This window comes from Pukyongia salina, assembly GCF_002966125.1.
GTDB lineage: Bacteria > Bacteroidota > Bacteroidia > Flavobacteriales > Flavobacteriaceae > Pukyongia > Pukyongia salina.
Genome location: NZ_CP027062.1, coordinates 332,088 through 345,499, shown reverse-complemented (window position 1 = coordinate 345,499; position 13,412 = coordinate 332,088). Strand labels below are relative to the sequence as shown.

Below are 13,412 nucleotides of genomic sequence, written 5' to 3'. Positions count from 1 at the left end.
CATTTGAACCATGGAAGACATCCTGAAAAATCTCCCAAATAAGGCCAAAGATACGCATAAGGAGAATAAAAAGTTCTTCGCTAAACTAAAGCAAAAACCTCCTAAACATCTCGATTCCCTCATGCAGGAGCTGCATGATGAGGAATTTCGGCGAACGGATTGTTTAGAGTGTGCCAATTGTTGCAAGACTACAGGGCCTTTGTTTACAGATAAGGATATAGCGAGAATTTCCAAACATCTTAAAATGAAGCCTCAGAAATTTATAGAGGCCTACTTGAGGATAGATGAAGAAAACGATTATGTGCTCCAATCTGTGCCCTGTACTTTCCTGGGACCAGATAATTTCTGCAGCATTTATGATGTTCGTCCTAAGGCCTGTAGGGAATTTCCGCACACCGACCGAAAAAAATTTCAACAGATATCTAATCTTACACTAGAGAATGTGGCTATTTGTCCGGCAGCCTTCAATATAGTTGAGGAAATGAAACGCCGTCTTAAATCCTGAGTCCCTCCGGCTAATCATATAAAAGGTACTTTTTTCGCATCGCATTATAGGCTTTAAGATCATCTTGCCAGCTATTGCGAATGTCTTCCATGGAAAGTCCCTGTTCTATTTGCTTCTGAAGTTTTGCCGTTCCTGCGTGAGCCGTAAAATTTTTGGTGTTGAAAAATTCGTTCTTCCTTGTATGGTTTTTATAAGCTTCTATGATCCAGCTTAGATCCACCTTGTTCATCCTTGGTGTATCGCGAAGGTCGAGTCCGTTGCATTGCGTACCCTTGTGTTTCGGATTTTTAGAACCAAAATTAGGCTGAGGTGTGTACCTAAAAGTATAGATCCCGGCAGGAAGGTGGGGCGATCCGAAAATCTGAAATTGCATCTCGGTACCTCGACCCGCATTGAGATTAGTTCCTTCCAGCAGTCCCAGACTGGGATATAGGTTTATTGCTGTGTCGTTAGGTAGATTGGGTGAAGGCCGAATTGGGACAGAATAAACGGTATCATGGGTGTAATTTTCCATCTGTATTACTTCCAATTCACATTGAACTCCATTAGACAACCATCCCTCTCCGTTGATCATTTGTGCGTATTCGCCCATGGTCATCCCGTGAACAAGCGGAACCGGATGCATACCCAAAAAACTTCGATGTGCTTCTTCCATCATTGGGCCGTCTATATAATGTCCGTTAGGGTTTGGCCGGTCCATCACAATAACAGGAATACCATTTTCGGCGGCAGCCTCCATGATATAGTGCATGGTTGAAACGTAAGTGTAGAACCTAACTCCTACATCCTGCATATCGAAGACCATCACATCGAGATCTTTCAGCTGATCCACAAAGGGTTTCTTATTCTTCCCATACAAAGATACAATAGGTAGGCCGGTGTTAGTATCAACGCCATCTTTAACGGCTTCACCGGCATCTGCTTCCCCCCGAAATCCATGTTCGGGAGAAAATACCTTTTTAACAGAAATTCCTTTCCGAAGTAAAAAATCCACCAAATGCATTTCAACGTCGAAAGCGTTAAGACTGTTGTCCGGTTCAGAGCGATAAGTCACTACCGAGGTCTGGTTGGCAACTACTCCCACTTTTTTATTCTGAAGAAACTTTTTATAGACATCGAATCGTTCTGCGCCTACAACAATAGGGTCGCTGTTTTCCATATTATTTTTTTTCTGAACCTCATCGAGGGGGTACATATCATGGATCACAATATCCTCATTATCGGCAGCGTTTTCCTTCCCGGAACCACTTCCGCAGGAAAAACAAAATAAGACAAGCAGGAATAGTGTATTTTTGAATAAAGTTAACCGCATCTTTAATCCGTGAATTTCGAATTCTTCATTGCCAGACGCATCATTGCATCCAAGGATCGTAAAAGTAGCATTTCGGCACCAATAATAAAAATTGCCATAACGGCTATCGCTATTGGAGTTATAATGATGCTCATCTCTATTGCTACGGGGGTAGGACTTCAGAAAAAAATACGAGAAAAAGTATCGGCCTTTAACGGGGATATAGTCATCACAAATTTCGACACCAACTTCTCTAACGATTCGCAGATCCCCATTTCAAAAAAGCAGGATTTCTACCCAAATTTCAATTTGGTGGAAGGAATCAGTCACATCCAGATCACTGCGATGAAAGGAGGGGTGATCCGCACCGAAAACGACTTTGAAGGGATTGTGGTGAAAGGTGTGGCCGAAGATTACAGATGGCAGAATTTCGAAGAATATCTCGTGGAAGGTGAGCTGCCGGATTTTTCGGGCGATCTCAATTCGGATATTCTAATTTCACAATATCTTGCCAAGAGACTCGATCTGAAACTAGGAGACAAAGTAGTAACATTTTTCATCAATGCAGATAGCTCTAAACCACCAAGGAGCAGAGGCTTCGATATAGTAGGTATTTACAACAGCGGATTTCAGCAGTTCGATGAGCAATACATCATTGCCGATATCAGGCATATACAACGGCTCAATAAATGGGAGGATGACCAAATAGGGGCTTTCGAGCTATTTGTAGACGATTTTGATGAGATCGAGAATATTGGCAATGCGGTCTATATGGAAACCGCCAGTACCCTCGACACTCAAACCATCCGGCAAAAGTACGGTTCCATCTTCGAATGGCTGGACCTGTTCGACTTCAATATTGCGCTTATCATTGGGATTATGATCCTGGTGGCGGGGATCAATATGATCACTGCCTTATTGGTTCTAATTTTGGAGAGAACACAAATGATAGGGATCTTAAAAGCCCTGGGGAGTAACGATTGGAGTGTGAGGAAGGTATTTATCTACAATGCAATGTACCTTATTTGCCTGGGACTTTTCTTCGGAAATGTTATTGGGATCGGACTCCTGTTGGCACAAAAATACTTCAAGTTGTTTCCTCTCGACCCGGATACCTACTACGTAACCGAAGCACCCGTCTATCTCGACCTTGGATACATCTTATTACTGAATACGGGAACCTTTTTATTGTGTTTGCTTATGCTGCTTATACCTTCCTGGATCATTACACGTATCTCGCCGGTGAAGGCCATAAGATTTGAATAACCCGAACCTTGCACATCGTTAGTTGAAAGTGTACTTTTGCACCGTCTAAACAATTTTATGGATTACGCAGAGAACATACTTGAAACAATTGGTAACACCCCTTTGGTGAAGATCAATAAATTAACCGAAGAACTGCCCTGCATGGTACTGGCTAAATACGAGACCTTTAACCCGGGGAATTCGGTTAAAGACCGGATGGCTCTAAAAATGATCGAAGATGCTGAAGCCGACGGCAGATTAAAACCGGGCGGTACTATCATTGAAGGTACTTCCGGTAATACAGGGATGGGCCTTGCGCTAGCGGCCATTGTAAAAGGCTATAAATGTGTCTTTGTTATTTCCGATAAGCAGTCTAAAGAAAAGATGGATGTTCTAAGGGCTGTTGGAGCCGAGGTGGTTGTTTGCCCAACCGATGTGGCACCAGACGATCCCAGATCGTATTATTCGGTTTCTAGAAGGCTGGCTGAGGAAACACCTAATAGCTGGTATGTAAATCAGTATGACAATCCTAGTAATACCAGGGCGCATTACGAAAGTACCGGCCCGGAGATTTGGAAACAAACCGATGGTAAGATAACTCACTTTGTAGTAGGTGTTGGAACCGGAGGAACTATTAGCGGTGTGGGAACTTATCTTAAAGAACAGAATCCCAATATTAAAGTGTGGGGAGTAGATACCTACGGAAGTGTATTCAAGAAATATCATGAGACGGGAATCTTCGATGAGAATGAGATCTATCCATATGTCACAGAAGGAATAGGAGAGGATATATTACCCAAGAACGTAAATTTTGACATCATTGACGGTTTCACCAAGGTAACCGATAAGGACGCTGCGGTCTACACTCAGGAATTGGCTAAGAAGGAAGGAATGTTCCTTGGAAATTCGGCAGGAGCAGCTATCAAAGGTGTGCTTCAGTTGAAAGAACACTTTAATGAAGACGATGTGGTTGTTGTACTTTTTCACGATCATGGAAGTAGATATGTAGGAAAGATGTTCAACGACGACTGGATGCGGGAAAAAGGATATATAGAGTAACAATTACTCGTTCGAATCCTGCTACCTGGCAGGATTTTTTTATTTTAGTAAAGCATTTCTACTCTCCCGCCTTACTCATTTTATTTTGAAAGAAGATTTTCTGCATTACGTGTGGAAGTATCGGAAGTTCGATGTTGCGAATTTAAGGACGGTAAACAACGAAACTGTGGTCGTCCATTCGCCGGGCCTTCATAATGCTAACTCTGGCCCCGATTTCTTCAACGGTCAGGTTTCCATAGCTCAGGTGCTGTGGGCAGGGAATATTGAAATCCATGTTCGTTCAATCTCCTGGTATAAACACAAGCATCATGAAGACCCTGCTTATGATAATGTGATCTTGCATGTTGTGTGGCACTTTGATGAGCGGGTCTATAGAAAAGACGGTTCAGAGATCCCTACTATCGAGCTTCAACACTGGGTATCTGCCGCTACTGTGGCTGCCTATAAAAAGTTATTTCGGAACACGGCGAATTGGATTCCTTGTGAAAGGGATTTTCGTATGGTGGATGATTTCACTTTAAGAAATTGGATGGAACGGCTTTTTATCCAACGACTTGAAAACAGGACAGACCGATTTGCACGTGATCTTGAAAATCTCAATAACGATTGGGAGGCGTTGTTTTTCCAGTCACTGGCGGCGGCTTTCGGTACAAAGGTTAATTCAGAATCCTTTAGAAGTGTGGCACAATCGGTCGATTTTTCCGTGGTGCGTAAATGCGCAACACAACCAAACATGCTGGAGGCTTTGCTCATGGGCCAAGCGGGGATGCTGGAGGGAGATTGCGAGGATCTATATTTTAGAGTTCTCAAGGATCATTATTCATTTCTGAAATTGAAATATGCAATACATAATGACCACATAATTTCACCAAAATTCTTTCGGCTGCGTCCAAACAATTTTCCCACCATCAGGTTATCACAATTAGCTGCATTATACTGCAACAAACCTCATCTTTTTTCCAAGCTGCTGGAGGCGAAAACGAAGGACGATTATTACCATGTTTTACACTGTGAAGCAAATGATTATTGGGATACACATTACAGTTTCGGAAAACAAGTAAGGAATACATCTAAACGACTCCATGCCACTTTTCTAGACCTGCTTCTGATAAATGTAGTTTTACCGTTAAAATTCTTTTATCTAAGAGAGAACGGGAGATTTAGTGATGAAGAGATACTCGTGGTGTCGCGTTCCCTGAAAGCCGAATCCAACACCATTATCCGAAATTTCGATGAGATAGGAGTGAGTGCAGAAGATCTTCTGGAAAGTCAGGCACTTTTAGAACTTAAGACTAATTATTGCGATACAAAAAAGTGTCTTCAGTGTGCAATAGGTAACAAGTTAATTCGAAAAAAGTTGTGAAGGGATAATCTGGAACAAATAATTAAAAAGTAGTAATTTGCAGTAATGTTACAACTGGTTTACAACATCCGTTATTATCTCGAGAAACGCGGGTATTATGTGTGTGCGAGGTTGGCCGACCGATTAGGGATGCGCGCTAAAAGCGTACGGCTTTTTTTCATATACGTGTCCTTTGCCACCCTGGGAGTGGGATTTGCGATCTACCTTACCCTGGCCTTCTGGTTGAAGTTAAAAGACCTGGTTTATACTAAACGAACCTCGGTATTCGATCTATGAAAAATTTTTATAAATCCGAATTATTCGGTGCAATATTCCTTGTCCTTTTTGTCTTTATGGCGGGAGTAATGGGTTTTAAACTATTCTCTGGTTACAGCTGGATAGATTCGGTGTACATGACCGTCATTACCATTACTACCGTAGGTTATGGAGAAGTTCATCCCTTGAGCCCTGGCGAAAAAATATTCGCCTCCATATTAATTATCTCCAGTATATTTATTGTGGGTTACGCTATCAAAGTATTTTCCGAATATATTTTAGGACAGAATAATATTGGAAACTTTAAAATTAAGAGAGTGAAGAAAACTATCGAAAAAATTGAAGGGCATGTGATCGTTTGTGGTTATGGCAGAAATGGAATGCAGGCGGCGGAAAAGCTAAGAGATTACGATCAGGATTTTGTCGTTATCGAAAAAGACGAAGCTTTGGTAAATCAGCATAGAGATGAAGAAATACTTTTTGTTCATGGAAACGCCATCGAGGATGAAGTTTTAATGGAAGCTGGAATAAAAAACGCCTCTACTTTAATTTGCGCCTTACCAAGCGATGCGGATAATCTGTTCATTGTATTATCGGCAAGGCAGATCAATCCCGATTTGAAGATCATTAGCAGAGCTACCGAAGAGACCAGTTTTCAAAAACTCAAGTTAGCAGGAGCCGATAACGTGATCCTGCCCGATAAGATTGGCGGAGACCATATGGCCAACCTGGTAGTTACTCCGGATCTTGTGGAGTTCCTGGACAACCTATCGGTCTCTGGTGAGAAAGACAGCATTAATGTAGAACAAATAGGCTTTGATAAAATATGCCATGGTGGCGAGGAAAAATCGATCCGCGACTTGGACATCCGCAAAAAAACAGGTTGTTCGATCATTGGGTATAAAGGACCGGACGGAGCTTATATAGTAAATCCGGAACCGTCGCTAATGCTTCAGAAGGATTCTAAACTAATATTAATTGGCAGACCCGATCAAATAAAAAACCTGAAAGAACTTTATAACGTTTAACAGAACCTTACCTTTTTTAGGTCTAAAATTTGAAAACGGTTATTTTTTTTAGCATCTTGCCTTGCTTTTAACCAGTATCTAACTAAAAATCCAATTATGAAGAAATATCTTCTCTCACTATTTTCTTTTCTCATCCCCATTATAACATTTGCACAGGAAACCGAAGATGTTGGTTTCGATCAAAAGATCGATCAGGCCTTTCAGCCTGTTTCCGATTTCTTTACCCAGGTGATATTCTTCGAGATTGGAGGGATCCCCTTTGTATTGATCTTGTTAGTAGTGAGTGCGGCCTTCTTTACGTTGGTCTTTGGATTTCCTAATATTCGTTTTTTCGGTAAAGCGATAAATACAGTTCGCGGAAAATACGATGAAATAGACCATCACGAGGTTGGAGACACGGCAGCAGCAGTGGATGGCGATATTAGAGATACTATTAGGGATGAAAGTAAGGAAGGAGAGGTAAGTCACTTCCAGGCCCTGGCAACAGCAGTTTCAGGTACTGTTGGAAACGGTAATATTGCAGGTGTTGCCCTGGTAATCGCCCTGGGCGGGCCCGGTGCCACCTTTTGGATGATAGTTTGCGGGCTTCTGGGAATGTCCACTAAGTTTGTGGAATGTACACTAGGGGTACAATACAGGGACGTAGATGAGAATGGAACCGTATATGGCGGACCTATGTATTATTTGTCGAAAGGATTGAAAGAAAAAGGGTTTGCCATGTTGGGTAAGATCACAGCCGTCCTGTTTGCTATCTTCTGTATTGGAGGATCGTTTGGAGGAGGTAATGCAGCACAATCCAACCAGGCAACCATAGTTATTAAAGAATTATTCGATTGGGAGAGCACAGGTGCAGGGACTCTTGTAGGAGTTGTACTGGCTATCCTGGTGGGGATCATTATCATTGGAGGTATTAAGCGAATTGCTTCCGTTACCGAAAAGATCGTTCCTTTTATGGCCGTACTATATGTAGTATGTTGTCTTTATATCATTGGAAGCAATTTCTCATTGGTTGATGATGCCTTTAGTTTGATCTTTGCAGAGGCGTTCAAACCTACGGCAATTGGAGTAGGTAGTCTTATAGGGGTATTATTAGTAGGTTTCCAAAGAGCAGCTTTCTCTAACGAGGCAGGAGCTGGTTCGGCTTCTATAGCTCACTCTGCGGTACGAACCAAATATTCGGCTAGTGAGGGGTTAGTAGCCCTCCTTGAACCTTTTATAGATACAGTAGTTATCTGTACAATGACAGCCCTGGTAATTATCATCTTTAATTTTGGTGGTTTCTTCGAATATGGAGATGCAACCGGAGCAGGTGTGGTGATCATCGATGGAGCTACCTACGAAGGGGCAGGAATCACCTCTAAAGCTTTCGCCGAATACATTCCTTATTCTAAAATATTTTTAACCATAGCAGTGGTGCTGTTCGCAGTATCGACGATGATCTCATGGTCTTATTACGGACTTCAGTCGTGGAAGTATCTTTTCGGAAGAGGAAAGCGGGCTGACCTTATCTATAAACTGCTATTCTGTACCTTCGTTGTGATAGGTGCTGCGGCAAGTATGGATTCTATCTGGGCCTTCTCTGATGCCATGATCTTTGCTATGGTATTCCCTAACATGATAGGGCTTTATTTCCTATTCCCGGTAGTGAAAAAACAATTACGAAGATACCTGGACGCTATAAAGCTTGCACGTTAAAGCGATATAAAATAACAATTCTAACTCCCCATGAAAATGTAAGGAGTTATGAATTGGTTAAGATCCCATCTCACTTTCGACAGAGGTCAGCGTGATGGGATCTTTCGTTTATTAGCCCTAGTTCTTTCTTTGATCGCTTTAAATGTTTTCGTAGAATTCGAGGCCAAAACCAAGCTGGATATGAGCGCACCTATGGTAGAAAAGCTTCAGGCAGAAATGGATTCTCTGAAAAGGGTTCAGAAAGAAAAAAATACAAGAGAGATCTATCCCTTCAATCCAAATTACCTAACAGAATATAAAGCCTACACTCTGGGACTCTCTGTTTCCGAATTCGATAAACTGAAAGCCTACCGGGAACAGGGAAAATGGATTAACTCTGTTTCAGAATTCAAGAAGGTAACAGGAGTTTCAGATTCACTTCTGAAAGAGATAAGCGTGTATTTTAATTTTCCGGAATGGGTAACTAACAGGAAAAAATCTGGAAAGAATTACGTAAACAATTTCGACAGGGAGTTAGATTTTTCAGAAAAAAAAGACCTGAATACGGCAACAGCAACTCAGTTGGAGGAGATCTATGGAGTAGGAAAGACCTTAAGCAAAAGAATTGTTGCTTATAGAAATAAAATAGGTGGATTTGCTTCTGAAGAACACTTGTACGCGGTGTATGGCCTGAAGGAGGAAGTTATTGAGCGGATTATGAATCGATTTGCGGTAAAAACTCAAATTGATATTGATAAGATGAAAATTAATGAGGTTTCTGCATCCGAAATTGCTACTATTCCAGGCATATCCTTTGAGAAAGCGAAAAAGATTTGGGAGTTTGTACGTGTAAGGGAAGGCCTTGAAAATCTGTCTGAATTAGAAAAAATTGAAGGTATCTCAGCCCGTGAATTACGGCTAATTAGGTTATATTTGTCCACAGAATAAATTATTGCTTTCTCAGTTTCGGGTACGATCATTTCAACTATTTTCCGAAATTGATAAAAATTCAGACGAATATATGAACGAACTATATTTTACCGAGGAACATGAGTTTTTCAGAAAGAGCTTTCGGGATTTCCTGCATAAGGAAGTGGTTCCCCATATTGAAAAATGGGAAAAGACCGGCCACATCGAACGTTTTATTTGGAAGAAGATGGGAGAGATGGGTTACTTTGGAATTTCATACCCGGAAAAATACGGCGGCCTCGATCTGGATATCTTTTATCTCGTTATTTACCTGGAAGAATTGCAGAAGATCCGCTCCGGTGGTTTTGCCGCAGCAATGTGGGTACACCCTTACCTTGCTATGTCTCATTTGAACGCAGAAGGCAGTGAAGAAATAAAGCAAAAGTATCTTACTGCAAGTATAACAGGAGATATGATAGGTTGTTTGTGTATTACAGAACCCTTTGCCGGAAGCGATGTTGGCGGGATGCGAACCACAGCAGTTAAGGAAGGTGATCACTATATCATAAATGGGTCGAAGACCTTTATTACCAACGGGGTGTACAGTGACTACCTGGTGGTTTCTGCCAAAACTCATCCTGAGTTAGGTAGCAGGGGGATAAGTCTTTTTGTAGTGGACAGGGATACTCCGGGAGTCTCGGCGACCAAACTAGACAAACTGGGTTGGAGAGCAAGTGATACCGGGGAGATTGCGTTTGACAATGTAAAAGTCCCGGCGAAGAACCTCTTGGGAGCAGAAAAAAAAGGATTTGGTTATTTAATGCAGCATTTAGCGCTTGAACGAATAGTGATGGCTATCAATGCTCATGCGCGTAGTGAATGGGCTCTGGAGTATACCATACAGTATATGAAGGAACGAACCGCCTTTGGTAAGTCGATAGATAAGTTTCAGGCATTACGTCATAGAGTGGCCCAAATGGCAAGTGAGGTTGAAATGTGCAAATCCTTTAATTACAGTACGGCCTATCAGGTAGGTAAGAAAAAATATGTGGTCAAGGAAGCAAGTATGGCGAAGCTAGTCTCAACTCGTGTAGCCGATGAGGTTGCATACGATTGTTTGCAGCTACTGGGGGGCTATGGTTATGTGGAAGAATATCCTTTGGCACGAAATCTGAGAGATAGCCGTTTAGGACCTATAGGCGGAGGAACTTCAGAAATACTTCGGGAGATCATAGCAAAGATCGTGATCGACGGCAAGAAATACAAGCCGGCCACCTGATACATTTAAGGTTGTTCGCGTTATAAGTCTTATATTTCGACCGATAAATTTTTCAACTTAACCTATCACCAATGATGAATTTACGCTATGTAAAACTTTCGATCTCTATTGTAATTGGACTTATATGCAGTAACTCGATCGCCCAAACCGAACTCAAGAGTAAAGTAGCAGATTTCCTCACATTTCTTCCTATTGAGAATGCAAATATTTATATAAAGAATACCACGATTGGTACCATTAGTAATGCCGATGGTAAGTTTGTTTTACTTGTACCACAGGAACATGTGAACGATACACTTATAATCTCCTCCATAGGATATCAGAGTTTTAAAACTGTGATAAGTGAATTTGATAATTCCATGGATATTTTTCTGGAAGAAGATATCGCAAGCCTGGACGAGGTCGTAGTGGTTGCAGAAACCCGGCCAAAAACAGGGAATGAAATATTTCTGAGGGCGATAGAAGAACTTCCGGACAATCTCCCGGAACAGCCTTACCTGCAAAAGGGTTTCTTGCGCCATAAGGAACGCAATAAGAAGGAATACAAGTGGCTTATTGAAAGTGCGATCACAGTATACGATTCCAGTTATGCTTCAGGATCAAGAAGGAATTTGAAGATAAATGTAGATGAAAACAGGAAGAGTTATGATCTAAGAGAGGTTGACAGTCTGTTCGCCTACGCCTCTTATCTGAAAAACCGCATTAGAAACTTCAATATCAGATCTCAAAATCTTAGAAGGGATACCATAAGGACCTCTTCCCTGGTGGAAGCCATACGATGGAACGACAGAAGGGTGAATGGTTTGGACAACTTACTGAAAGGGAAATTGAACCTGGTAAGAAATGCCAATATGAAGAAAGCGTTGTTTGGAGAAGAAGTTCTGGAAACGCACCAGTTTAGCCTGGACACGATACTGGTGGATAACGGAAGAAAGATCTATAAGATAAAGATATCCGGAGGGAAGGAATATGTAGGGTTGAATACACCGAATATCTATAACGAAGGGTTCGAAGCCCAGGGTTGGGTATATATATACTGGGATAACTATGCGATCAAGCGTCTTGAATACGAGCTTATAGCTGCATCCGATGTTCAGAAAAGACGAAGTAAGAGCCTTTTCGGAACCCAGTTAAATCATAAACTCATTATCACATATAAGGAGTATGGCGAGAAGATGTATCCCAATTATTTTTATTACCAGACACCAAAATTGGTGAATATAGGAGATCGATCTTCAGACAGGGAGCAAAAAGAAAAGGAACTGGGGATTGATCGCGACGAGCAATTCTATTATACCATTCAGGAGATATTGTTCACAGAGATTATCCAGGAACCCGAATTGGTTTCAGAAGCATTACAACAGGAAGAATGGTCGGCCGACATATTTTCCTCCAGGCCTTATAACGAAAAGTTTTGGGAAAGCTACAATGTATTATTGGAAAGTGAGGAAGAGGAGAAGTTGATCCAGGATCTAAGTCAGAGAGCCTCCCTCTTCAAACAATAATATTTTTTGGAAATCTTAAGGATCAATTATAAATTACTTTATATATTTGCCATCCCAAAAGAGAGGAGGTGATGACACTATGTTAATTATACCAGTTAAAGACGGAGAAAATATCGATAGAGCTCTAAAGCGTTTCAAAAGAAAATTTGATCGTACGGGGACTATGCGTCAACTACGCAAAAGGCAACAATTCACGAAGCCTTCTGTTAAGCGTAGAGCGCAGATTCAGAAAGCTCAATATATCCAGCATCTTAGAGATCAGGAAGACATCTAGGATACGATAAATTATATGTAACCGCCGTTGTTTTGAACATCGGCGGTTTTTTTTTGCCTTGATTTGAAATTTTTATTGACTTTTTTAAGTTGTAACTTTAGCCAGGAACCAGTTAAATACCTACAACGCACTATGCCCTTCTCTCAGTTTACAGATTACCTACAGCTGGAAAAGAACTATTCTGCCCATACTGTTACGGCATATTTGAAGGATCTGGAGTTTTTTGCCCAGTTTTCTAAAAAGAATTATGATGTGGATACCATTAATGAAGTCCCTTATTCGATCATTCGAAGTTGGATCGTGCAAATGGTGGAGCAGGGAATATCCAACCGTAGTATAAACCGTAAGGTGTCGTCTTTAAAGGCGTATTATAAATTCTTACTGAAGACGAAACAGATCGATGTTAGTCCGTTGGCCAAACATAAAGCGTTAAAAACATCCACTAAGGTGCAGGTGCCATTTTCGGAGAAGGAGATCGATGATGTGCTGGCTCTATTACAGGAAGCCGAAGGATTTGAAGGGCTGCGCGATAAACTTATCGTTGAACTGTTTTATAGTACAGGAATGCGTAGAGCAGAGTTGGTAAATCTAAAATGTAATGATGTTGTTCTCGATCAGGCGACTGTTAAGGTTTTAGGGAAAAGAAACAAAGAGCGGATCATACCGTTATTGCCCTCTGTTGTGGAATCGATTCGCAAGTATGTAACAGCCAGGGATGAATTAAAAACTATCCGTGATCAGGACTTTTTATTGCTTTCTAAAAAGGGAGTTAAAATATATGAAACACTTGTTTACCGAATAATTAATTCATATTTTAGTTTAGCATCCGAAAAGGTGAAAAGGAGTCCGCATATATTGCGACATTCTTTTGCGACCCACTTGTTAAATGAGGGTGCCGACCTAAACGCAGTGAAAGAACTGCTTGGGCATTCGAGTCTTGCTTCCACTCAGGTTTATACGCACAATAGCATTGCGCAACTGAAGGAAGTGTACAGGAACTCGCATCCCAGAAACACGAAGTGAGT

The 13,412-nt window shown here is 41.4% G+C and carries 13 protein-coding genes; 12 read left to right on the top strand and 1 reads right to left on the bottom strand.

Translation table 11 applies throughout. The annotated features are described in order from the left end of the window. The first annotated feature begins 10 nt into the window (after window positions 1–10). Window positions 11–505, top strand: a complete 495-nt coding sequence (locus tag C5O00_RS01540) for a YkgJ family cysteine cluster protein (RefSeq protein ID WP_105214302.1) — start codon at window positions 11–13, stop codon at window positions 503–505. A gap of 10 nt (window positions 506–515) precedes the next feature. On the opposite strand, the gene C5O00_RS01535 is transcribed toward C5O00_RS01540, so the two are convergent. Continuing rightward, a complete protein-coding gene (locus C5O00_RS01535) occupies window positions 516–1,817 on the bottom strand; it encodes an exo-beta-N-acetylmuramidase NamZ family protein (protein WP_105214300.1) in 1,302 nt (433 codons plus the stop codon). A 9-nt stretch (window positions 1,818–1,826) separates the two neighbouring features. Here C5O00_RS01535 and C5O00_RS01530 point away from each other — a divergent pair, with 9 nt between their 5' ends. The 11 genes from C5O00_RS01530 to C5O00_RS01480 all read left to right on the top strand — a co-directional run bounded on the left by C5O00_RS01530 (window position 1,827) and on the right by C5O00_RS01480 (window position 13,410). Continuing rightward, window positions 1,827–3,062 carry an ABC transporter permease gene (locus tag C5O00_RS01530; protein WP_105214298.1) on the top strand — a complete coding sequence of 412 codons (1,236 nt, stop codon included), beginning with the start codon at window positions 1,827–1,829 and terminating at the stop codon, window positions 3,060–3,062. A gap of 57 nt (window positions 3,063–3,119) precedes the next feature. Continuing rightward, a complete protein-coding gene (locus C5O00_RS01525) occupies window positions 3,120–4,100 on the top strand; it encodes a PLP-dependent cysteine synthase family protein (protein WP_105214296.1) in 981 nt (326 codons plus the stop codon). Between the two features lie 85 nt (window positions 4,101–4,185). Beyond that, complete coding sequence (locus C5O00_RS01520) at window positions 4,186–5,463, top strand: DUF2851 family protein (RefSeq protein ID WP_105214294.1); 1,278 nt, start codon at window positions 4,186–4,188, stop codon at window positions 5,461–5,463. A 45-nt stretch (window positions 5,464–5,508) separates the two neighbouring features. Then, complete coding sequence (locus tag C5O00_RS01515; protein WP_105214292.1) at window positions 5,509–5,739, top strand: PspC family transcriptional regulator; 231 nt, start codon at window positions 5,509–5,511, stop codon at window positions 5,737–5,739. Next, on the top strand, window positions 5,736–6,746 hold the full coding sequence (locus C5O00_RS01510; RefSeq protein WP_105214290.1) for a potassium channel family protein: 1,011 nt from the start codon (window positions 5,736–5,738) through the stop codon (window positions 6,744–6,746). Before C5O00_RS01515 ends, C5O00_RS01510 begins: the two co-directional genes overlap by 4 nt. Window positions 6,747–6,842: 96 nt before the next feature. Next, the gene (locus C5O00_RS01505) at window positions 6,843–8,441 is read left to right on the top strand and encodes an alanine/glycine:cation symporter family protein (protein WP_105214288.1); all 1,599 of its coding nucleotides are present in this window, start codon (window positions 6,843–6,845) and stop codon (window positions 8,439–8,441) included. Window positions 8,442–8,489: 48 nt separating this feature from the next. Further along, window positions 8,490–9,368 (top strand): helix-hairpin-helix domain-containing protein, encoded by an 879-nt coding sequence (locus tag C5O00_RS01500; protein ID WP_105214286.1) that lies wholly within the window; start codon window positions 8,490–8,492, stop codon window positions 9,366–9,368. A 73-nt stretch (window positions 9,369–9,441) separates the two neighbouring features. Further along, the gene (locus C5O00_RS01495; protein ID WP_105214284.1) at window positions 9,442–10,608 is read left to right on the top strand and encodes an acyl-CoA dehydrogenase family protein; all 1,167 of its coding nucleotides are present in this window, start codon (window positions 9,442–9,444) and stop codon (window positions 10,606–10,608) included. Window positions 10,609–10,679: 71 nt separating this feature from the next. Further along, window positions 10,680–12,113 (top strand): carboxypeptidase-like regulatory domain-containing protein, encoded by a 1,434-nt coding sequence (locus tag C5O00_RS01490; protein WP_244593012.1) that lies wholly within the window; start codon window positions 10,680–10,682, stop codon window positions 12,111–12,113. 79 nt (window positions 12,114–12,192) lie between these two features. Further along, window positions 12,193–12,387: a 30S ribosomal protein S21 gene (gene rpsU, locus C5O00_RS01485; protein ID WP_105214282.1), complete on the top strand. Its 195-nt coding sequence runs from the start codon at window positions 12,193–12,195 to the stop codon at window positions 12,385–12,387. A gap of 132 nt (window positions 12,388–12,519) precedes the next feature. Next, window positions 12,520–13,410, top strand: a complete 891-nt coding sequence (locus C5O00_RS01480) for a tyrosine-type recombinase/integrase (RefSeq protein ID WP_105214280.1) — start codon at window positions 12,520–12,522, stop codon at window positions 13,408–13,410. Window positions 13,411–13,412: the final 2 nt, after the last annotated feature.

Coding starts and splice junctions, on each gene's coding strand:
- C5O00_RS01540 (WP_105214302.1), top strand. CDS start 11: ATGGAAGACATCCTGAAAAATCTCCCAAATAAGGCCAAAGATACGCAT.
- C5O00_RS01505 (WP_105214288.1), top strand. CDS start 6,843: ATGAAGAAATATCTTCTCTCACTATTTTCTTTTCTCATCCCCATTATA.
- C5O00_RS01480 (WP_105214280.1), top strand. CDS start 12,520: ATGCCCTTCTCTCAGTTTACAGATTACCTACAGCTGGAAAAGAACTAT.
- C5O00_RS01525 (WP_105214296.1), top strand. CDS start 3,120: ATGGATTACGCAGAGAACATACTTGAAACAATTGGTAACACCCCTTTG.
- rpsU (WP_105214282.1), top strand. CDS start 12,193: ATGTTAATTATACCAGTTAAAGACGGAGAAAATATCGATAGAGCTCTA.
- C5O00_RS01510 (WP_105214290.1), top strand. CDS start 5,736: ATGAAAAATTTTTATAAATCCGAATTATTCGGTGCAATATTCCTTGTC.
- C5O00_RS01500 (WP_105214286.1), top strand. CDS start 8,490: ATGAATTGGTTAAGATCCCATCTCACTTTCGACAGAGGTCAGCGTGAT.
- C5O00_RS01490 (WP_244593012.1), top strand. CDS start 10,680: ATGATGAATTTACGCTATGTAAAACTTTCGATCTCTATTGTAATTGGA.
- C5O00_RS01535 (WP_105214300.1), bottom strand. CDS start 1,817: ATGCGGTTAACTTTATTCAAAAATACACTATTCCTGCTTGTCTTATTT.
- C5O00_RS01495 (WP_105214284.1), top strand. CDS start 9,442: ATGAACGAACTATATTTTACCGAGGAACATGAGTTTTTCAGAAAGAGC.
- C5O00_RS01515 (WP_105214292.1), top strand. CDS start 5,509: ATGTTACAACTGGTTTACAACATCCGTTATTATCTCGAGAAACGCGGG.